Source organism: Corynebacterium sp. 74A (assembly GCF_008930665.1).
Classification (GTDB): Bacteria; Actinomycetota; Actinomycetes; order Mycobacteriales; family Mycobacteriaceae; genus Corynebacterium; species Corynebacterium megadyptis.
Window position 1 is genome coordinate 28,397 of sequence record NZ_PQMG01000008.1, and the last position, 20,124, is coordinate 48,520.

19 protein-coding genes, 1 tRNA gene and 1 riboswitch are annotated in these 20,124 nt (G+C 64.0%); of the genes, 14 read left to right on the forward strand and 6 right to left on the reverse strand.

Annotated features, from left to right (window positions below; translation table 11 throughout):
* Positions 1–15: 15 nt before the first annotated feature.
* Positions 16–1,404 carry a YdiU family protein gene (locus GBB11_RS10415; protein WP_151550124.1) on the reverse strand — a complete coding sequence of 463 codons (1,389 nt, stop codon included), beginning with the start codon at positions 1,402–1,404 and terminating at the stop codon, positions 16–18.
* A gap of 157 nt (positions 1,405–1,561) precedes the next feature.
* Between GBB11_RS10415 and GBB11_RS10420 the strand changes: the two genes are divergently transcribed.
* The 5 genes from GBB11_RS10420 to GBB11_RS10440 all read left to right on the forward strand — a co-directional run bounded on the left by GBB11_RS10420 (position 1,562) and on the right by GBB11_RS10440 (position 7,046).
* On the forward strand, positions 1,562–2,560 hold the full coding sequence (locus GBB11_RS10420; RefSeq protein WP_151550125.1) for an NAD(P)H-dependent glycerol-3-phosphate dehydrogenase: 999 nt from the start codon (positions 1,562–1,564) through the stop codon (positions 2,558–2,560).
* A gap of 141 nt (positions 2,561–2,701) precedes the next feature.
* Entirely contained in the window at positions 2,702–3,814 is a 1,113-nt protein-coding gene (locus tag GBB11_RS10425) for a D-alanine--D-alanine ligase family protein (protein WP_151550126.1), read from the forward strand.
* A gap of 47 nt (positions 3,815–3,861) precedes the next feature.
* Positions 3,862–4,003: riboswitch (cobalamin riboswitch) on the forward strand.
* A gap of 156 nt (positions 4,004–4,159) precedes the next feature.
* Positions 4,160–5,164, forward strand: coding sequence for an iron ABC transporter permease (locus GBB11_RS10430; RefSeq protein WP_151550173.1), 1,005 nt, complete (start codon positions 4,160–4,162; stop codon positions 5,162–5,164).
* A gap of 7 nt (positions 5,165–5,171) precedes the next feature.
* A complete protein-coding gene (locus GBB11_RS10435) occupies positions 5,172–5,960 on the forward strand; it encodes an ABC transporter ATP-binding protein (RefSeq protein WP_151550127.1) in 789 nt (262 codons plus the stop codon).
* A gap of 15 nt (positions 5,961–5,975) precedes the next feature.
* Complete coding sequence (locus GBB11_RS10440) at positions 5,976–7,046, forward strand: ABC transporter substrate-binding protein (RefSeq protein ID WP_151550128.1); 1,071 nt, start codon at positions 5,976–5,978, stop codon at positions 7,044–7,046.
* 13 nt (positions 7,047–7,059) lie between these two features.
* Here GBB11_RS10440 and GBB11_RS10445 read toward each other — a convergent pair whose 3' ends face one another.
* Positions 7,060–8,055, reverse strand: coding sequence for a DUF3515 domain-containing protein (locus tag GBB11_RS10445; protein WP_192796391.1), 996 nt, complete (start codon positions 8,053–8,055; stop codon positions 7,060–7,062).
* A gap of 158 nt (positions 8,056–8,213) precedes the next feature.
* Here GBB11_RS10445 and GBB11_RS10450 point away from each other — a divergent pair, with 158 nt between their 5' ends.
* From GBB11_RS10450 to GBB11_RS10485, 8 genes are all read left to right on the forward strand, one after another.
* The gene (locus GBB11_RS10450; RefSeq protein WP_151550130.1) at positions 8,214–9,224 is read left to right on the forward strand and encodes a thiamine-phosphate kinase; all 1,011 of its coding nucleotides are present in this window, start codon (positions 8,214–8,216) and stop codon (positions 9,222–9,224) included.
* 51 nt (positions 9,225–9,275) lie between these two features.
* Entirely contained in the window at positions 9,276–9,980 is a 705-nt protein-coding gene (locus tag GBB11_RS10455; protein WP_151550131.1) for a uracil-DNA glycosylase, read from the forward strand.
* Positions 9,981–9,994: 14 nt separating this feature from the next.
* On the forward strand, positions 9,995–11,581 hold the full coding sequence (locus GBB11_RS10460) for a DAK2 domain-containing protein (protein ID WP_151550132.1): 1,587 nt from the start codon (positions 9,995–9,997) through the stop codon (positions 11,579–11,581).
* 3 nt (positions 11,582–11,584) lie between these two features.
* Entirely contained in the window at positions 11,585–13,756 is a 2,172-nt protein-coding gene (locus tag GBB11_RS10465) for an ATP-dependent DNA helicase RecG (RefSeq protein ID WP_151550133.1), read from the forward strand.
* A gap of 19 nt (positions 13,757–13,775) precedes the next feature.
* Complete coding sequence (locus tag GBB11_RS10470; RefSeq protein WP_151550134.1) at positions 13,776–14,024, forward strand: biotin/lipoyl-containing protein; 249 nt, start codon at positions 13,776–13,778, stop codon at positions 14,022–14,024.
* 7 nt (positions 14,025–14,031) lie between these two features.
* A complete protein-coding gene (locus GBB11_RS10475; protein ID WP_151550135.1) occupies positions 14,032–14,667 on the forward strand; it encodes an RsmD family RNA methyltransferase in 636 nt (211 codons plus the stop codon).
* 15 nt (positions 14,668–14,682) lie between these two features.
* Positions 14,683–15,171, forward strand: a complete 489-nt coding sequence (coaD, locus tag GBB11_RS10480) for a pantetheine-phosphate adenylyltransferase (RefSeq protein ID WP_151550136.1) — start codon at positions 14,683–14,685, stop codon at positions 15,169–15,171.
* Between the two features lie 107 nt (positions 15,172–15,278).
* Positions 15,279–16,022, forward strand: coding sequence for a sulfite exporter TauE/SafE family protein (locus tag GBB11_RS10485; protein WP_151550137.1), 744 nt, complete (start codon positions 15,279–15,281; stop codon positions 16,020–16,022).
* A 42-nt stretch (positions 16,023–16,064) separates the two neighbouring features.
* Here the strand turns inward: GBB11_RS10485 and GBB11_RS10490 are convergent, their stop codons facing one another.
* From GBB11_RS10490 to GBB11_RS10505, 4 genes are all read right to left on the reverse strand, one after another.
* A complete protein-coding gene (locus GBB11_RS10490; RefSeq protein WP_151550138.1) occupies positions 16,065–16,826 on the reverse strand; it encodes an amino acid ABC transporter ATP-binding protein in 762 nt (253 codons plus the stop codon).
* A 6-nt stretch (positions 16,827–16,832) separates the two neighbouring features.
* A complete protein-coding gene (locus tag GBB11_RS10495) occupies positions 16,833–17,786 on the reverse strand; it encodes an amino acid ABC transporter permease (RefSeq protein ID WP_151550139.1) in 954 nt (317 codons plus the stop codon).
* A 64-nt stretch (positions 17,787–17,850) separates the two neighbouring features.
* The gene (locus GBB11_RS10500) at positions 17,851–18,759 is read right to left on the reverse strand and encodes an ABC transporter substrate-binding protein (RefSeq protein WP_151550140.1); all 909 of its coding nucleotides are present in this window, start codon (positions 18,757–18,759) and stop codon (positions 17,851–17,853) included.
* A 108-nt stretch (positions 18,760–18,867) separates the two neighbouring features.
* Complete coding sequence (locus tag GBB11_RS10505) at positions 18,868–19,773, reverse strand: DUF368 domain-containing protein (protein ID WP_151550141.1); 906 nt, start codon at positions 19,771–19,773, stop codon at positions 18,868–18,870.
* 217 nt (positions 19,774–19,990) lie between these two features.
* Here GBB11_RS10505 and GBB11_RS10510 point away from each other — a divergent pair.
* Positions 19,991–20,064: transfer RNA gene (locus GBB11_RS10510), tRNA-Leu, on the forward strand.
* Positions 20,065–20,124 lie beyond the last annotated feature (60 nt).

Below are 20,124 nucleotides of genomic sequence, written 5' to 3' on the forward strand. Positions count from 1 at the left end.
TGTAGGACGGCTCTATTAGGTACCGCAGTAGGTGGTGAAGTTCTCCGTCCACTCCGCAGGTGCCGGCCCGAGCAGCTCCGGGTAAGCGGCATCTGCATCGAAGGGGTGGCGCAGCGCGTTCAGCAGCGCCTCCCACAGCTCCCAGTGATCTTGGGCGGCCGCGCTGAGGGCGCGTTCCACCTCGTGGTTGCGGGGAATGACCACCGGATTACGCCGCTGCGGATCCGGCTGAGAGTCCCGCCACGCCTGCCACAGAGGATCCGTCTGCTCTGCTGCGTAGTCCTCATCGAGGGTGGCGAAAAACGTGGTGTGATCCGGCTGTTCGCGGCGCAGATAATCCAGGGCGAGAGCGACCACCTGCGGCGCCTGCGGCCGGCCATTGATGCCGAGTTTGGCGGCCCACATCTCGGTGGCGATGGCCTCGAAGCGGCTGCCTTGGCTGCTGAGGACTTCTTGGGCTCGGGCGATGGCGGCCTGCGGGTCGGCGTCGATAAGCGGCAGCAGCACCTCGCCGAAGCGGGCCATGTTCCAGCCGAGGATCGCCGGCTGCTGGCCGTAGCGGTAGCGACCGGTGGTGTCGATGCTGGAGAAACACGCGTCCGTGGCGTGGGCGTCGAGGAAAGCACAGGGGCCGTAGTCGACGGTCTCGCCGCTGATCGTGGTGTTATCGGTGTTCATCACCCCGTGGATAAAACCCACGCCCATCCACTGCGCCACGGTGTGCATCTGGGTGTTCATCACCTGCTCCAGCAAAGCCAGCGCCCCGCCGCCGGCATGTTCGGGATAGTGCCGCTGGAGGCAATACTCGACCAGCTGGGCTAAGACATCCTCGGCGCCGAGTACCGTCGCCATCTGGAAGGTGCCCACGCGAATATGGGAGCTGGCTGCCCGCACAATCATCGCCCCGCGCTCAGGGCCACTACGCAGCACGCTGCGGCCGGTATCAATCACCGCGAGCACCCGTGTGGTTGGGATGCCGAGAGCGTGCATCGCCTCGGAGATCAGATACTCTCGCAGCATCGGCCCGCGCGCCCCATAGCCATCCGCGCCCCGCGAAAACGGGGTGGGCCCAGAGCCCTTGAGGTGAAGATCCACCAGCCCACTGGGCGTGTCAAGCTCGCCGAGCAGCAGTGCGCGACCATCGCCCAACTGCGGATTGAACTGGCCAAACTGGTGGCCCGCATAGCCCTGGGCCACCGGTTGGGTATAGCAGCCGCTGGCCCGCCCGCACAGAAAATCCAGCCCCGCATCCGTGCGCAGCCACTGCGGATCCAATCCCAGTTCCGCCGCGAGGGGTTCGTTGAGTTGCAGCAGCGAGGCATCGGGATATTCAGCTGCCTGCCACTCAAGGCAGAGATCGGGGAAGTTCTTGGCAAACTCGGCGCGCAAGACAGGACTAGACATACCGCCCCAGTGTACTGTGCACGGCTGCACGGCAATGCTCGGTAGACTCGCACGCAGATGCAGCACTGTCTGCGGCGACGCCACTGCGCGCCCGCTTCGGCACGGTGCAGCTACCACCGCAACGAGCAGATACCTCGGGAAGGACACAACAGGGTTCATGGTCAACGTGACAGTGATGGGCGCAGGAAGCTGGGGCACCACCCTAGCCAAGGTATTCGCCGATGCCGGAGCCACCGTGCGCCTCTGGGCGCGCCGGGAATCGGTGGCGAAATCCATACAGATCATGCGTGAGAACCTCGACTACCTGCCTGGGCTCAGCGTGCCCCAGTCCGTGACCGCCACAGCCGATGCCGCCCGCGCCCTCGCCGGCGCCGATATCGTGGTCTTGGGCGTTCCCTCCCAAACACTGCGCGCCAATGTGGAGCAGTGGGTCGAGCTCATCCCGCGGGAGGCGATCGTCATCAGCCTCGCCAAGGGGGTGGAACACGGCAGCTTGATGCGGATGAGCGAGGTGATCGCCGAGGCTGGACGCATCGAGCCGGAGCGCATCGCCGTGCTCTCGGGGCCAAACCTGGCCCGCGAGGTGGCCATGGAACAGCCCGCTGCCACCGTGATCGCCTGCACCAACGAGGACAACGCCAAATACGCCCAGGCGGCCTGCTCGGCGCCCTACTTCCGGCCCTATACCAATACCGATGTGATCGGCACCGAGCTCGGCGGGGCGTGCAAGAACGTCATTGCCTTGGCCTGCGGCATGGCCAATGGCAAAGGGCTAGGGGAGAACACCACCGCGAGCTTGATCACGCGCGGCCTCGCCGAGATCGCCCGACTGGGCGTGGCGGTTGGGGCCGATAGTCGCACCTTTGCCGGGCTGGCAGGATTGGGCGATTTGGTCGCCACCTGTAGCTCGCCGTTGTCTCGCAACCGCAGCTTCGGCGCCCGCCTCGGCCGAGGCGATTCGCTTGAGCAGGCCACCCACGCCACCTCGGGGCAGGTTGCCGAGGGCGTGACCTCCTCGGAGTCGGTGTTCCGCCTCGCCGAGCGGCATGGGGTGGACATGCCCATCACTCACGCCGTCTACATGGTGTGCCACGAGGGAATGGATGTGGACACCATGGTGGGTGCGCTGATGGGACGTTCGAAGAAGTCCGAGTAGTACAATCGCAGCGGTTCGGCACCCACCCCGTTCACCGGTGTGCGATGCAGTGCTGCGTGCCTGCGCCGCAGCAGGCGGACAGCCCCGCAACACAGCCCGTACCCACAGCCCGTCACTACAGCCGAGATATGAAAGACCGAGATGACTGCTCCTACCTCTTTTGCCAGCGATGCCACTGACACCCGTACCTCTGTTGCCGTCGTCTATGGCGGCCGCAGCTCCGAGCACTCGATTTCCTGTATCTCGGCCTCGGCGGTGATGAGCCACCTCAACGCCGAAACCTATCGCGTCGTGCCGGTGGGCATCACCCTCGAAGGCACCTGGGTGGTGGGGCAATCCGATCCTAAAAAGCTCCGCGCCGCCGGTCGCGAGTTACCCGTGGTGGAACACACCGAGGAGGTTCAGCTCTCGGTGGATCCCAACCGGCGCGGCGAGTTCCGCTATAGCAGCGGCGAGCGCGCCGGGCAGCTCTATGATCGCGTGGATGTGATCGTGCCGGTACTGCACGGCAAGTTTGGTGAAGATGGCACCATCCAGGGTCTCTTTGAGCTCTCTGGGGTGCCCTATGTGGGCGCTGGGGTGCTGGCCTCGGCGGCCGGGATGGATAAGGAATACACGAAGAAACTCATGAGCGCCTCGGGGCTGCCCGTGGGGCGCGAGGTGGTGCTGCGGCAGCGCGGCGAGCTCAGCGTGGCAGAAAAGGAGCTACTGGGGCTGCCGGTGTTCGTCAAGCCGGCTCGCGGCGGTTCCTCGATCGGTATCTCCAAGGTGGAGTCTTGGGAGGAGTTCCCCGCGGCCTATCAGGCGGCGGTGGACTATGACGAAAAGGTGATCGTGGAGGCCGAGATCCGCGGCGCAGAGGTGGAGTGCGGCGTGCTGCAGTACCCCTCGGGCGAGGTGGTGGCTTCGGTTCCGGCGCAGCTCATCGGCACCGAGGACGGCGATGAGGGCTTCTACGACTTCGACACCAAATACCTCGACAATGTGGTCTCTGCCGCGATCCCGGCGCCGCTCGGGGAGGAGACCACGGAGCTGATCCAGTCGCTGGCTGTGGAAACCTTCCACGCCCTGAATTGCACGGGCTTGGCGCGCGTCGATTTCTTCGTCACCGACTCCGGCCCGGTGCTCAACGAGATCAACACCATGCCCGGTTTTACGCCGATCTCGATGTATCCCAAGGTTTTCGAAGCCTCTGGCGTGCCCTACGCTGAGCTGCTGGATATTGTGATTCAGCAGGCGCTTTCTCGCCGCTAGCTGCGGCGCTTATCGACGCTTATTCGCAGCCACTCATCCGCGGTGTAAGATACAAGTCGCTGCTGGGTCGAGCCCGCAGGGGAATCTGGTGCAACTCCAGAACTGACGCGCAACGGTAAGCCGCGCTTCGCTCTTACGGCGAGGATATGTGGACAAGTCCGAATGCCTGCCCTCGGCCAACGTTAAAGGCAGCTGAAAGAAAGTGTGTGAACCACTTGATGGCTAGGTTTTCGGCCTCGCGTGGGGAAGCGAGTATCTCGTATTCCTTAGGTCGCCTAGCAGTGAAGGATTGTTGCTGGCGTGTCGATTTTTCGACGCAGCTACACGGCCCTAGTGGCCGTGCTGATGCTGCTCATTGCGGTCTCAGCCGTCGCTTCGGTGGCGGTGGGATCGGTCACCATCCCGCTCGGTGATGTGGCTGCTGTGATGCAGTCGAAGCTGGGCCTGTCTTCGGCCACGGTGCCGGAGCAGTCGGTGGAGACCATTGTGTGGCAGCTGCGGACGCCGCGAGGCCTGCTTGCTCTCATCGTCGGCGCTGGGCTCGCGCTGGCCGGTGTGGCCATGCAGACTCTGGTGCGTAACCCTCTGGCTGATCCCTATCTGTTGGGCGTGTCCTCCGGCGCTAGCGTCGGCGCGACAGCCGTTATTACTCTAGGCATTTTCTCCTCATTAGGGGTGTGGGCACTTTCTGGCGGGGCGCTGATTGGTGCGCTCGTGGCCACTATGGCGGTGTATGGGATCACCTATGCGCAGGGCGGCATCACCCCCTTGCGGCTGATTCTCACCGGTGTCGTGCTCGCGAGCGCCTTTTCAGCCCTCGCCAGTTTTCTCGTGTTCATCGGTCCCGATCCGCGCGCCGCGCAATCGGTGATGTTTTGGATGCTGGGCTCTGTCGCAGGGGCGCAGTGGATCAAACTAGGCATCCCGGTGGTGGCGACGTTTCTGGCCGCTGTCATTCTCTTCGTCCTCGGTCCTCGTCTCGATGCCTTGGCATCGGGGGAGGATGTGGCCGCAAGCGTAGGAGTGGACGTCGATAAGCTCCGAGCATCTCTGTTCCTTCTCCAAGCGGTGCTCGTGGGCGTGCTCGTCGCGGTGTCCGGCGGGATCGGTTTTGTCGGTCTCGTGGTGCCGCACTTGGCACGCATGCTAGTGGGTCCAACGCATCGCAGGTTGGTGCCCATCGCCATGCTCGGTGGCGGGCTGTTTTTGCTCTGGGTGGATATGGCTTCGCGCGTTGTCGCAGGCGCGCAGGAAATTCCCCTCGGAGTAGTCACCGGCATTATTGGTGCGCCCTTGTTCCTGTTCATCATGGGCAGGTCGAGCTCGTATAGCTTCGCTAAGGAGGCCTAGAACTCTGATGCGTAGTCTCCATCTCGAGCAGCTGGATTGTCTTATCGACGCCACCCCTATTCTCAGCAACGTCACCCTCAGCGTGGAGCCTGGCGCCATGGTCGCCATTGTTGGCCCTAATGGCGCCGGCAAAACGACATTGCTGCGCAGCATCGCGGGTTTTCTCCCTTCCCGCGGCCAGGTGCGCATCGATGACACGCCGCTGGCGTCGTTGAGCGCGAAGCACAGGGGCCAGATGCTGGCCTATGTCGGCCAGGAAGAGACCGTGCCGGAGGGGCTCACCGTGCGCCAAACGGTGGCGCTGGGGCGTCTGCCGCACCAATCGGTGTGGCGGCCGCCGTCGGCTGTAGACCGCGAGGCCACCGAGAAAGCGATGCAGCGGGTGGGCGTGACCGATCTGGCCGAACGCACCTGCAATCAGCTCTCGGGAGGGCAGCGCAAGCGCGTGTTTATCGCTCGCGCCCTCGCCCAAGACACCGGTTTGATCCTGCTCGATGAACCCACCAATCACCTCGACGTGGAGCACCAGCTCAGCGTCTTGGAACTCATGCGCGCGACTCGCGCAACAATCATCTCCACGATCCACAACCTCGACCTGGCGCTCACGCATTTCGATATCTGCCTGGTGTTGCACAACGGCGAGGTTCTTGCCTGCGGCAGCCCCACCGAGGTGCTTAACGCGGCGCGGGTGCGCACGGTATTTGGCGTGGATTCGGTGATTGTGCGGCAGGGGCTGCGCCACCCGCACCTCGTTGTCGATGGGGTACACACCCGTCCTGATTCCTCCAACCCATAGGATGCGTACAAACACATGTCACAGCCTTATCGCGTCGCGCTTGTCGCCGCCCTGAGCAGCGCCACTGTTCTTCTGAGCGCCTGCTCCGGCGGCGGCAGCGCCGAGAACCCCGCAGCACCCAACGATGCCACCGACCACTCCGGCGAGACGGTCACCGTCACCAACTGCGGCGAGGAGGTGAGCTTTCCGAAAAAGGCCGCCGGCCTGGCCAATGACGGCAACCTCATCGCGCTCAACCTGGCTCTCGATGCCCAAGATGAGCTGGTGGCGGTGTCCAGCCTGAACCGAGACCGCGACGTGCTTGTCGAAAAGTATGGCGAGAAGGTCAATAACTTAAAGGAGATCAGCGAGGAGTATCCCTCCCTGGAACAAATCGTGGCCGCCTCCCCGCAGGTGTTTTACGGCGGCTGGGGCTATGGGCTGGGGGAGGATAAAAACATCACCCCCGACTCCCTGGCCACGCACGATATCTCCACCTATATCCTCACCGAGGCCTGCCGCCAGGAAGGATCGACGGCCCGCGGCGTGGAAAACCCGTGGGATGCGGTGCGCAGCGATCTGCGCAACGTCGGTGCGATCACCGGCCGTGAGGATAAGGCGGAAGACGTGATCGCCGATATGGATGCGCGTATCGAGGCGCTGAATAACGCCCCGCAGGCAGAGAACAAGCCGGTGGTCTTCCTCTACGACTCCGGCACCGATGCGGTGTTTACCTCCGGCGCGAAGGGCGCTCCCGCAGAAATGGTGGCCGCTGCCGGTGCGGACTACGCAACAGACGATCTCGATGACACCTGGGTGGAGGTTGGCTGGGAAACCCTCGCCGACGCCCAGCCCGATGTGTTTGTCTTCGTCGACTATCCCGGCCAGAGCTTCGAGCAAAAGGTAGAGCAGCTGAAGAAGAACCCCGCCACCAAGGATCTCGAGGCGGTGCAGCAGGAACGCTTCATTAATCTGCCCTATGCGCTGTGGACCTCCGGGCCGCTCAATATCGACGGCGCCGAGCTCGTACGCAAGGGGCTAGAGGAGTATGGGCTGGTACCGGAATCCGATATCCAGCCCAGCCTCAACGTCCGTATCGATTCCTAAAACAGGTGCCGGCCTAGCGGGCGACCGTGGCGGTGGTGTCGGTGATGACGTCTCCGATATCCACAAACACGGTCTGACCCACAGCTTGGGGCATGGCCACCGCAATAGCTACATCACGGCCCAGGGCGTACCACACGCCTTGGGTCGTTCCATTGGCCAACTGGGTGTCATTGAACCACGGGATGTCATTGATCTGCTGCAGCTGCTCGCCGGGCTCATAGCCGGCCGGCTCCGCCAGGCCGCAGCGGGTGACAATCGGCTCTAGGCCATCGTCGTCCGGCATCCACGCCACCGTGTTCTGCGGATCCTGTGGATAGCCGGCGGCGATCAGCTCCGAGCCCTTAACCAGACGGTAGGTGCCCGAGGAAGTCTCCAGCACGCTCGGCAGCGCCTGCTCATAGGCCGCACAGCGCGGATTGTCGGCATCGGGGGAGTCCAGCTGCGCCAAGGGGGCGGCAGCAGGGGACAAGCGCTCGCCCTGAATCGGTGCTAGGGCGGCGTCGAGATCCGCCACCGGGTTGGGGGCATCCCCCAAGGATTGAGCATCGGCGGTCACCGCCACCGTGGGGGTAGCACCCACGAGATACCAGGTTTGCATGGTCGAGCCGGTGGTGGCGTCTTTGACTCGCAACCACTCGCGGCCGGCAATATCCTCGGTGCGGGCTAGGGTGGTGTACTGGGCTGGGGGCTGCACACCGCAGCGCAAGGTGATGCGCTGATTATCGGTGCCCGACCACGCGAAGGCCCCGGCCGGTACCGGTTCCACGAGGCGCGCCTTTTTCAGGCCGTTGAGTGACTCCGGGAGAGCGTCGATAACCGCCGAGCACTCCGCTGAATCGGCCTGATCAGAGGGCAATTCAGACAGCGCTACGGGATCGCGGCCATCGCCGAAAAGCCACTTAGTGCCGACGAGCACCGCAATGGTGAGAAGAATCGAAAGCATTAGCGCGATAATGATGGGACGCCGAGGAATATCAGAGGCGGGAGTCTCGGTACGGGAGCTGCTCATAGCCACAAACTCTACCCGCAGCCCGTCGCGGCTGAGCATCGGATAGCATCAAATGCGGCGCCCTTACGCCCGCGGGGCGGGACACCGACGAGTCGCGCAGCGTGCAGCGGCGGCGCCACGGATGAACACCCACACAACGAGGACGGTGGCATAACACGATGCCCGTGACCTTTCCCACCCGCTACGGCGGGCCAACACTCGCCGACCTAGGAGAAAAAGGCGCGATCGCGGCGATCCTGCGCGCCGCGCCCTCGGCCCGCAATGGCGATGACGCCGCAGTGCTCGGCCACCCCGTACCCAATACCCGCACCGTAGTCACCACCGACATGCTGGTGGGCAACCGGCATTTTCGGCTCGACTGGTCCAGCGCCCACGATATTGGCCGCAAAGCGATCGTGGCGAACTTCGCCGATATCGAAGCCATGGGGGCGCGTCCCGTCGCCGCACTGCTGGCACTCGGCGCCCCCGCCGTCACCCCGGTGAGCTTCGTGGAAGAACTCGCCCACGGCATCGCCGAGGAAGCCGCCAAGCACAACGCCGAACTCGTCGGCGGCGATCTCGTGGAATCCGAGGAACTGATTATCTCCATCACCGCCACTGGGCAGCTCGGCGGCAATCTGCCCGCCACCACGCTATCCAAGGCGCGCGTCGGGCAGAAAGTAGTGGCCTCGGGAGCCCTCGGGGAATCCGCCGCCGGGCTCGCCCTCCTCTCCGAGCTCGGCCCCGCTGGGATCCCGGATGAGTTTCGCCACCTAGTGCGCTCCCACTGCGCCCCAGAACTGCAGCCCAAACGCGGGGTGATCGCCCGCGCCACCGGGGCCACCGCGATGACCGATACCTCCGATAGCCTCTACACCGACTGCCACGCCATCGCCTATCACTCGGGCGTCGGCATCAACCTCTTCGGCGCCGCCATCGCGCCGAGCGCCACCATGCGCCGCGCCGCAAAACTCCTCGACCGCGACCCCTGGGAATGGGTACTCGGCGGGGGAGAAGACCACGCCATCATCGCCACCACCGCCGGCGAAGCCCCGAGTGGATTCCGCGTGATCGGCGAAGTCGTGCGCGGCCGCGCTCCCTATCCCGTCACCGTCGATGGCGAGCCTGCCCGCTTTGCCGATGGCTGGAGTACCTTTTCCAGCAGACCCGCAGACCGGCACAGCCCCTAAGCCATCCCGGCCCATCCACACCGCATCCACCACGACGTTAAAGGCACCGCCATGACCACCACCGACTTGCCCGTACACGACAGTTGGGCGCCCGTACTCGCCCCCGTCGCCGAGACCATCCACCGGCTGGGAGAGTTTCTCCGCGCCGAAAACGCCGCTGGGCGCGGCTATCTGCCCGCCGGCAGCGACGTGCTGCGCGCCTTCAACTATCCCTTCGACGAGATCAAGGTGCTCATCGTCGGCCAAGACCCTTATCCCACCCCCGGTCATGCCATGGGATTGTCCTTTTCCGTCCAACCCGATGTGCGCCCCCTGCCGCGCAGCCTGAACAACATCTACACCGAACTCCACTCCGATCTCGGCATCACCCCGCCAGAACACGGCGATTTGAGCGCCTGGTGCGAGCAAGGAGTCGCACTCTTTAACCGCGTACTCACCGTCAGCCCGGGGCGCGCCGGCTCCCACCGCGGCCACGGCTGGGAAGACGTCACCGAATGCGCCATCACCGCCCTCGCCGAACGCGACACCCCGCTGGTGGCCATCTTGTGGGGACGCGACGCCCAAAACACCCAACGCTTCCTCGGCGACACTCCCTGCATCTGCTCGCCGCACCCCTCGCCCCTGTCCGCCTCCCGTGGCTTCTTCGGCTCCCGCCCGTTCTCCCGCACCAATGAAATCCTCAGCACCCTCGGCGCCACGCCCATAGACTGGCGACTCGATACACACCCCACCCACGCATCCCAGCCGAAACACTAGACTGTAGTGTCACTATGACTTCAGCAGCCCCCACCACGCTCGGTCCCAAAGAACTCCACTCGTGGGCACGCGCCGCCGCCACGCAGCTCGCGGCGCGCCGGGCGGAAATCAATGCGCTGAACGTGTTCCCCGTGCCGGACTCGGACACCGGCTCCAATATGGCGCACACGATGGAAGCTGCACTGGCGCATCTCGAGACGCTTATCGACGCCGCCCCGCAGCCACTCGACGTCAACGACGTCGCCACTGCCCTCGCCCAGGGTTCCGTGCGCGGGGCGCGGGGAAACTCCGGAATGGTACTCAGCCAAGTGCTCCGAGCGGTGGCATTGGCCGCCGCCGGGGGCGGCATTGACGGCACCATGGTGCGCACCTCCCTCAACACGGCGCTGGCCATGGTCAATGAGGCCATCAACGAGCCGGTAGAAGGAACAGTACTGACCGTGCTGCGGGCGGCCGCCGTGGCCGCCGACGCCACCGGCTCGAATGATCTGGCAGAGGTCGTGCTGGCTGCCACCGCCGCCGCCCAGCGAGCCCTCGATGCCACCCCCTCGCAGCTCGATGTCCTCCGCGAGGCGGGGGTTGTCGACGCTGGGGGAGCCGGGCTCGTGGTGCTACTCGAGACGCTCGCCCAACAGATCGACCCCACGGTGCCGGTGCGGGATCTCTCCGCCATCACCCCGCACCGCGGCACTGCTACGCAGATGCGTAGTAGTACCTACCTCGAGGTGATGTTCTACTACAAGGGCGAGGACATTGACGAGCTCTACACCGCCCTGCAGCCGCTCGGCGATAGCTTGGTGCTCGCCCGCGCTGGGGACTATCAGGGCCGGATACACATTCACTCCGAGCAGCCCGGCACCGTCATCGAGACCGCCTATAGCTATGCCGGCGAGGTCTCCCAGCTGCATCTCGAGGCCCTGCCCGAGCCGGAGCCAGAATCTGCTCGCGTGAATCAGCAGCGGCGCATCATCATCGCCCTGTGCCCGCACGGGGAACTCGCGGAGCTCTACGAGGCGTCTGGGGCCACCGTGGTGGCGCCAGCGAGCGCGGGGGAGGACACGGTGAAAAAGATCGGCGAGGCCATCTCTACAGTCGGCGCGAAAGAAGTCTCGGTGCTGCCCAATGGGATGCTCTCCAAGCGGGAATTGGTCTCTACCGAACTAGCCGCCCACGCCAGCGGGGTGTTTATCCAATTGGTGTCCACCAGCCAGCTGGTGGCGGGGCTGGCGGCTATCGCCGTGCACGATCCCCGCCAACCGCTCGTGGTGGACTGCTATGCGATGTCCGAGGCCGCCTCCGCGATGCGTACCAGCTATATCAGTGCAGAGCAGAACCAGTACGTGGCGCATAGTGGCTCGGGGGCGGCGTCGACAAGCGAGGAACTCGCCTGCGCCAGCACCCTGGATGAGGCGGTGGCTGCAGCCTGCGAGCGGCTGCTGCGGCCGGAGTCCGAACTCGTGACCGTGCTGCTCAGTGATGCCAGTGGGGTAGAGCAGCTGAGTGCGCTGCTGCAGGAGGAGGTACTGGCGGAGCGCGATATTGAGCTCAGCGTCTATCCGGCGCGGGGGATGAACTACGCAGCGGAGATCGGGGTGGAATAGACCGTGCTGGGCTGGAAGGACGAGCGGCGCTTATCTACGCTGCTGCCGGCGAAAGAAGCCCGCGTCATTCGGGAGAAACTGGGGCTTTATACCGTCACCGATCTGCTGGAGCATTATCCGCGCGCATGGTCGCGCTATGGCTCGGATGTGCTGGCGGAATCGGTGGAAGAAGGCGATGTGGTGACCTGCGTCGGCACCGTGGTGCAGGCCAATTCCCGCTACCTAGCATCCGAGCAGGGGAAAAAGCCGAAGCGGCTGACCCGCATCACTGTCTCCGATGGACGCACACTCATCGGTATCAGCTTCTTTAACTCCCACTGGCTCGACCGCACACTCGAGGTGGGCACCCGCGCGATATTCACCGGCAAAGTGAAGTATTACCGCGGCCGGCCGCAGCTGAGCCATCCCAGCTTCCACACGCTGCCGGACCCGGACTCCGGCGAGGTGCCGGTGAGCAACATGAATGACTTGAAATCCTATGGCGATGGCGAGGCCATTCAGCAGCTTTTCGCCACCATGGACTACCTACCGGTCTATCCCATGCGCAAAGGCGTCACCTCGTGGCGGTTCATGGCCGCTGTCGATCGCGTGCTGGGCGCACTTGAGCACATCCCCGATCCCCTCGGCGAGCCTGCCCCCCACGGGCTGCCCAGCCTCGATGCGGCCCTGCGCGGAATTCACCAACCCGATAGCCGGGGGCCGCTGCCGTTCATCCAGCGGCTGAAATACAACGAGGCGCTCACCCTAGCGCTGGTGATGGCACTACGCACCGTGGACAATGCGGAGAAAGTAGCCCCGAGTTGTCCTGCCGCAGATAGCGCCGGCGCCGCCGATGCCGCTGGGTCGCGCGCCGCCCAGCTTGTGGCTCGCCTCCCCTTTAGTCTCACCTCCGGCCAGCGTGCGGTTCACCGCGAGATCAGCGAGGATCTCGGCCGCACCCAGCCGATGAGTAGGTTGCTGCTCGGCGAGGTGGGCTCCGGTAAAACAGTGCTGGCCCTGCTCGGCATGCTGCAGGTGGTCGATGCCGGCCGCCAGGCGGTCTTGCTCGCCCCCACGGAGGTACTGGCGGTGCAGCACACCCGCTCTTTGCAGGCGCTGCTGGATGCGGCCGGCATGGGCGGGGTAGGCGGGGTCCACATCACCTGCCTTACTGGGTCGGCGCCGACGGCCAGCAAGCGCCAAGCGCTGCTCGATATCGTCTCGGGCGAGGCCGATATTGTGGTCGGCACGCATGCGCTTCTTCAAGAAGGCGTGGAGTTCTTCGATCTTGGGCTCGTGGTGGTTGATGAGCAGCATCGTTTCGGTGTGGAGCAACGCGATAAGCTGCGGCTGGCCCGCGGCGATGGCCTGCAGGCGCACATGCTGGTGATGACGGCCACGCCTATCCCACGCACCATCGCCATGACGAGCTTCGGCGATCTCGCGATCTCCATGCTGCGGGAACTCCCAGGCGGTCGCCGCCCGATCACCTCCTCGGTGGTGCCCGAGTCCAAGCCCGCCTGGGTGAAACGGGCGTGGGAGCGCATCCGCGAGGAGGCGCAGCAAGGCCGGCAATGCTTCGTGGTGTGTCCGCGCATCGACGGCGAGGGCGGGGTCTATGAGATGCACGAGCAGCTCGCGACGCAGATCTTCCCCGAACTCGAGGTGGGCATGCTGCACGGAAAGATGGAGTCGGCCACCAAGGATCATGTGATGCGCGACTTCGCCGCCGGCGGTATCGATGTGCTGGTCTCCACCACAGTTATCGAGGTGGGTATCGACGTGCCCAATGCCACGGTGATGTATGTGCGTGAAGCCGATAGATTCGGTGTTTCCCAGCTGCACCAGCTGCGCGGTCGCGTCGGCCGTGGCGCTCACGCTGCGCTGTGCCTGTTCCATACCGCGCAGCCTGCCGAGAGTCCCTCCGCTGAACGTCTGCGTCGCGTCGCAGAGACCACTGATGGTTTTGCGCTCGCAGAGCTGGATCTACGCACCCGCCAAGAAGGCGATGTACTCGGCACCGACCAGTCCGGCGGACACCGGAGAGTCAAGCTTTTGAGCTTGATCGACGATGGGGACATTATCGAGCAGGCCTATGCTGATGCCATGGACTATGTGCGCACCGATCCCGACTGGGCCCGCGAGCTCGCGAGTGAGGTCGAAGAGGATACGCAAGAATTCATCGAGAAGTCCTAGCGTTGTTAAGCTGTGGGGCATGAAGATTTTCGCCCCCTTTGCTGGCATCGTGCGTTTCACGGTGGAGCTGGGCCAGCAGGTCCGCACCGGTGATGAGCTCGCCATCATCGAGGCCGTGAAGCTCGAAACGGCGGTGCACGCCCCAGGCCCTGGGGTAGTGGGCGCACTCGCTATCGAGAATTTCGGTGATTGTCTCGGTGGCGATGAATTACTCGAGCTTCTCGACGCCACCTCCACCGCATCTGACCCCGCCACCAAGGAGGCTTAACGACAACATGGGTTCCCCTCGTATCATCTCCGGCTGGGCTCGCGGCCGAAAGCTCGCGGTGCCCGCCAAGGGCACACGCCCCACCAGCGACCGCGCCAAGGAAGGATTGTTCTCCTCCCTCCAGGTGCGCTTCGGGTTTGAGAACAAAATGGTGCTGGATCTCTTCGCCGGGTCCGGTGCCCTTGGCCTCGAGGCCGTCTCCCGCGGCGCCCGCGGCGCCGTCTTCGTGGAGAATCACCCGCCGGCGGCCGCTGTGATTCGGCGCAACGCGGAATTGATCCCGCACGCCGATATTCACATCGAGGAGCGCGCCGCCTCCAGCTATCTGGCCTCGGCCCCGCGCGACTACTTCGACATGGTGCTCGCCGACCCGCCCTATGATCTCGCCGATGAGGCCGTGGCCGAGATGGTGCGCGCCCTCATTCCGACGCTGCGCGATGGCGCCGCCGTGGTGGTGGAGCGCCATATTGACTCTCCCGAGACCGCGTGGCCGGCCTGTTTCACCCCGACCGGGCAGAAACTGAAAAAGCGCACCTATGGCATCGCTCGGATGGACATGGCCGTCTTTGACGCCAGCGCCGTCAATGCCAGCGAGGATGCCAGCGCCGATGCGGCAGATCCTGCTGTAACCAGCACCACCTAGAAAGACCACGCCTCCATGCCCACCCCCACCCGCAGTGTGTGCCCCGGCTCCTTCGACCCAGTCACCTTGGGGCACCTCGATATCATCACCCGCAGCGCCGCCACCTTCGATGAGGTGGTCGTGCTCATCACCCACAACCCACACAAGCAGGGCATGTTTAGCGTCGAGGAGCGCGCCCAGTTGGTGCACGAAGCTACTACGCATCTGCCCAATGTTCGAGTGGACACCTGGACGGGACTGCTGGTGGATTACACCCAGAAAGAAGGCATCGACGTCATCGTCAAGGGGCTGCGTAGCTCCCTCGACTATGAATACGAGCTGCCCATGGCGCAGATGAATAAACGGCTCAGCGGCATCGACACCTTCTTCCTGCTCACCGAGCAGCACTATGGCCACATCTCCTCCACGCTGTGCAAGGAAGTGGCCCGCTATGGCGGCGATGTGTCCAGCATGCTGCCGCAACCGGTGGCGGCAGCCATGGCGGAGAAACTCGCCCAAGAGTAGGTCCCTGTGGCGGCTGTGGCGCTTGTGGCGGCGGGGCGACGTCGATAAGCGCCTGCATCACGCACCTCATGGCAGAGCGCACGGCTCGGCTCCGCTACGTTAAATGAATGCTCAGTGCGTTCATAGTTTTCTTCATTGTGGTGCTCGGCTCTTTGCTGCAGCGCGTGTCCGGCATGGGGCTGGGGCTGATTGCCGCGCCGGTGCTGAGCGTATTGCTCGGGCCGATCGAAGGCATCATGGTGCTCAATGTGCTGGCCGTGGTCAACGCGGCGATCACCACCGGCACGGTACGCCAGTGGGTGGATTGGCGCATGTTTAGCATCATCAGCTCGGTTTTGGTGCTCGGCTCTATACCTGCGGCGCTACTGATTCGGGCCGTCTCCGCGGCGTGGCTGATGATTCTGGTCGGGGCGCTGCTGTTGGTGGCGTTGTGCGTAGTGACCTATGGCAAACGCTGGGTGCCGCAGTTTTCCGGCGCGCTGCCCGCCGCGATCTCCGGGGTGGTGGGCGGTTTTATGAACACCATCGCGGGTGTTGCGGGGCCGGCCATCACCGTCTATGCCGCAGCCAGCCGCTGGGAGCAGCGCAGCTATGCTGCCACCTTGCAGCCGATCTTTATTGTCTCCGGCCTGGTCTCGCTCATTATGAAGCTCGTGCTCGGAGCCGGCAGCGTGTCGGGCACCCCGGTACAGATCTGGCCGGTGGGAGTAGTGGCAATGCTGCTCGGTATTTATCTCGGGGTGCGCTGTGCCACACTGATTCCGCGCGATAAAGCCCACCGGCTGGCACTCATTCTGGCCACGGCCGGTGGACTGTCTGCACTGATTCGCGGGGTGCTCAGCCTCGCATAGGGGCTGCGCGTCGCGTGCCGACGCTACTGCGTAGTAGCAGGACTAGAGGATGGAGGAGAGGAACTCCTTGGTGCGTTCTTGGGTGGGGTGATCAATCACCTGCTCGGGCGTGCCGGATTCCACCACCACACCATCGGCCATGAACACCACTTGATCGGCGACTTCGCGGGCGAAGTTGATCTCGTGGGTGACTACGACCATGGTCATGCCTTGTTCGGCGAGGCGGCGCATCACGCCGAGGACCTCGCCCACCAGCTCGGGGTCGAGGGCGGAGGTGGGTTCGTCGAAGAGCATGAGCTTCGGATCCATGGCCACGGCGCGGGCGATGGCCACGCGCTGCTGCTGACCACCGGAAAGCTGCAGGGGATAGGCCTCGGCTTTGTGCCCGAGACCGACTTCCTCGAGTAGCTGCTGGGCGCGCTTCTTCGCTGCGGCGGCCGAGACGCCCTTGACCACCATGGGTGCCTCCATGATGTTTTCCAGGGCGGTGCGGTGGGGGAAGAGGTTGAAGTTCTGGAAGACCATGCCGATATCGGCGCGCTGCTGGGCGGCTTCCTTCTCCGAGATTTCATAGAGCGTGTTGCCGCGCTGCTTGTAGCCGATGAGCTCGCCATCGACGTAGAGCCGCCCCGCGGTGATGCGCTCCAAGTGGTTGAGGCAGCGCAGCATGGTGGACTTACCGGAACCAGAGGGGCCGATCAGGCAGGTGACACTGCCTTTCTCCACCTGCATGTCGATGCCTTTGAGAACCTTCAGCTGCCCGAAGTTCTTCACAACCTTCTGGGCGTCAACCATGAGTGTCATGAGTAATTACTTCCTTTTCGGGGTGGTCGAGTGACTGATGGTGACATTGTTCGGCGGAACGCCCTCGGCGTCGGCCAGCGCTGCCAGTTGGCGGGCAGTGAGTTCGCGGCTGGAGCCCTTATCAAAGTGCTGTTCCACATAGTGCTGGATCACCATGAGCACGGAGGTGACCAGCAGATACCAGGTGGCGGCTACCAGCAGCAGTGGGACGGGTTCGAAGATCGCGTTGGCGATGTCGGTGGCGCGGCCATAGAGCTCCCCGGCGTAGGGAATGGCCACCACCAGCGAGGTGGTTTTGAGCATGGAGATCAGCTCATTGCCCGTCGGGGGAATGATGATGCGCATCGCCTGGGGGAGCACGGTGCGGCGCATTGTTTGCCACCAGCTCATGCCCAGCGCCTTCGAGGCCTCGGTTTGGCCCTCGGGAACGGATTGAATACCAGCGCGCACGATCTCGGCCATATAGGCGGACTCGTTGAGCCCCAGCCCAATCACGGCGAGGAAAAATGTGTTACGCAGGGCTTCTTCCAAACTGAGCTCAAAGCCCGCCACCCCGATCGAGGAGTAGATCGAGCTCAGCAACCCCCAGAACACCAGCTGCACGTAGACGGGAGTGCCGCGGAAGATCCACAAATAGATCGAGGAGACACCACGCATAATCGGGTTGGGCGACATGCGCAGGACCGCTAAGAGGGCGCCAAGCACCACGCCAATGATCATCGCGAGCACGGTGATGGCGAGGGTATGCAGGGCGGCGATAGCGATGCGGCGATCGAGAATGTACTGGGCGTAGGTGTCCCAGCCATAGGCCTCGTTGCGCGCCGCAGAGATAAAGAACCACACGGTCAGCAGCAACAAGATGGCGGCGAACACCCACCGCCCGGGGTGGCGCAGCGGCTTGGCCACGATGGGGGCGGCGTCGGCGGCAGCAGAGCTCGCGCCGGTGGAGGGATGAGTCATGAGATAGTCCTAATGTCTAGCGTGCTCGAAGAGTTCAAGAGGTGGCAGGCGGCGGCCCACGGGATTAGATGTCCTCGCCATTGATGGCGGCGCTATCGGCCAGCCCGGAGGAGATGCCCCACTGGGTCATGATGGCCTCGTAGTCGCCGGAATCGATGAGCGATTGCAAGGCGGCGGCGAGGGCCGGGGCGAGGGGAGAGCCCTTGTCTACGGGCCAGCCATAGTGTGCGGCGTCGGTGATGTCTCCGATCAATTCGATCTTTCCTTCGGAGCGTTCCACCGCCCAGGCGCTGATGGGGGAGTCCGCCGAGTAGGCATCGGCGCGGCCCAGCACCGCAGCGAGCGCCGCCGAGTCGGAGTCATCATAGGCCAGTATCGTGATCGGTTCCTTGCCGGCTGCGACGCAGGCCTCGGAGCGGGCGGGAACATCATCCGATTCCGATACGGTGCCGCGCTGCACTGCCACCGTGAGTCCGCAGGCGTTATCGGGATCCACCCCGCTATCCGGCGGCGCGGCCCATTGAATGCCGGCGGTGAGATAGTCCACGAAGTCGTATTTGCGGCGGCGTTCCTCGTTATCGGTCATTCCCGAGGCTCCGAAGTCGATAGTGCCCGAGGAGATTGCGGGCAAAATCATGTTGAAGTCCTGCTGGCGAACGTCAAGCTTTAGCCCCATCGTGGCGGCCGCGGCACGCGCGAGGTCAATATCGAAACCAATGATGGTGCCGTGGGAGTCCTTGAACTCCGCGGGGGCGAAGGGCGGATTGGTGGCCATGGTGATCACGCCGGCCTCGGCGATCTCTGGGGGAACGAGAGCAACCACATCCGGATTGGGCTCGGGTTGAATGTCCTGCCAGCCTTCCGGGTGCCCATTTTCTTCATTGACCACGCACGCACTCGCGCTGCAGGCCACACTCACCGCGAGGATGCCGGCGGTGAGGCGACGAAGAAGCTGCGCTGAAAACTTATGCATGATATTCACCCTAGCGCATACTTGTGGAGACAGGAAAAAACCGCGCCTGAGGCCGTGTGCTGCGTAGTGAGCAGCAGCTTCACGACGTCGCGGCGCGGTGATCGCAGTCTAGATGGCGGCGGGAGCCTTGCGTGCGGTGAATGTTTCCATCCATACCAAGCCGAGAACGATCACTACCCCGAGGAGGGTGAAGGCAAAAACGATGAGCATATTGCCGTCCGGTGCCATGGCCTCGGCGGCGTCATTCTGCCACGGCCACAGGGCCCGCAGGGAGCCCAGCAAGAGTCCGCTCATGGTGATGAGGGTGAGGGTGCGGTGGGTGGTGAGCAGGTAGTTGAGCAGCTTGATAAACAGGGCGATACCGGTGACGGCGCCGAGGAAGAACACGCCCATGACCGTGAGGTCGCGCTCATGCACCGCGTTGAGAACAGGCTGGTAGAGCCCGAGCGCGAGCAGCAGGAAGGAGCCGGAGACACCCGGCAGCACGAGGGCGCACACTGCGACCATGGCGGCAAAGAAGTACACCGGAAGCGCTGGGTTGCTCTGCGGCGCCGAGGAGGCACCGGTGGCGATGAAGGTGACGATCGCGGCAAGAGTAAAAGCGATGATCGCCGGGATGCGCTTACGGCGCAGAGCAGCGGCGTCCACCATGCGCAGCGGCACCACGATGGAGGCGGCAACCATGCCGAGGAAGAGGCCACGGGCGATTTCCGGCTGGTTCTCCACGAAGCTGGCCATCACCCCAGCCATGAGCAAAATGGTGATCGCCATGGCCCCGACCAGCGGGATGAGCAGCGCCCAGTCGAGGTTTTTAAAGCGGTTCGCGGCCTCTTTGCGGTCGCTCAGAAGCGCCTTGCAGGCGGCCAAGATTCCATCACCGGCGGAGATGGCGCGCTCGTAGACGCCGACGACGAGGGCGATCGTGCCGCCAGAGACCCCGGGGACCAGCTCCGCCAGCGCAATGAGTGCACCGCGGAAGGCATTGTTGAGGATTTCGACAGGATTGATTCTCATGGTGTGTGCAGCGACTCTCTTTTCTCGTCTTGGCTGCGGGGCTGGGGCACGGGCCCATTGCCGCCGCGGTGCTGTGCTGTAGCGACTATACGACAGCAGCAATGGGCGCAACGAAACGACACTCGTGGCCGCCGCGAAGGTGTGGGAACGGCCATAGTTAAGCCCTAGGCAGGTGATTTATCCTTCCTTCATGGGGTGCTCTATAATGATGTCTCGCGCCCCAGTAGCCCAATTGGCAGAGGCAACGGATTCAAAACCCGTCCAGTGTGAGTTCGAGTCTCACCTGGGGCACAGTGACCAGCGGAGGCAGCAACCCACTCAGGGGCCTCCGCTGGTTTTTTCTCTGGCCGC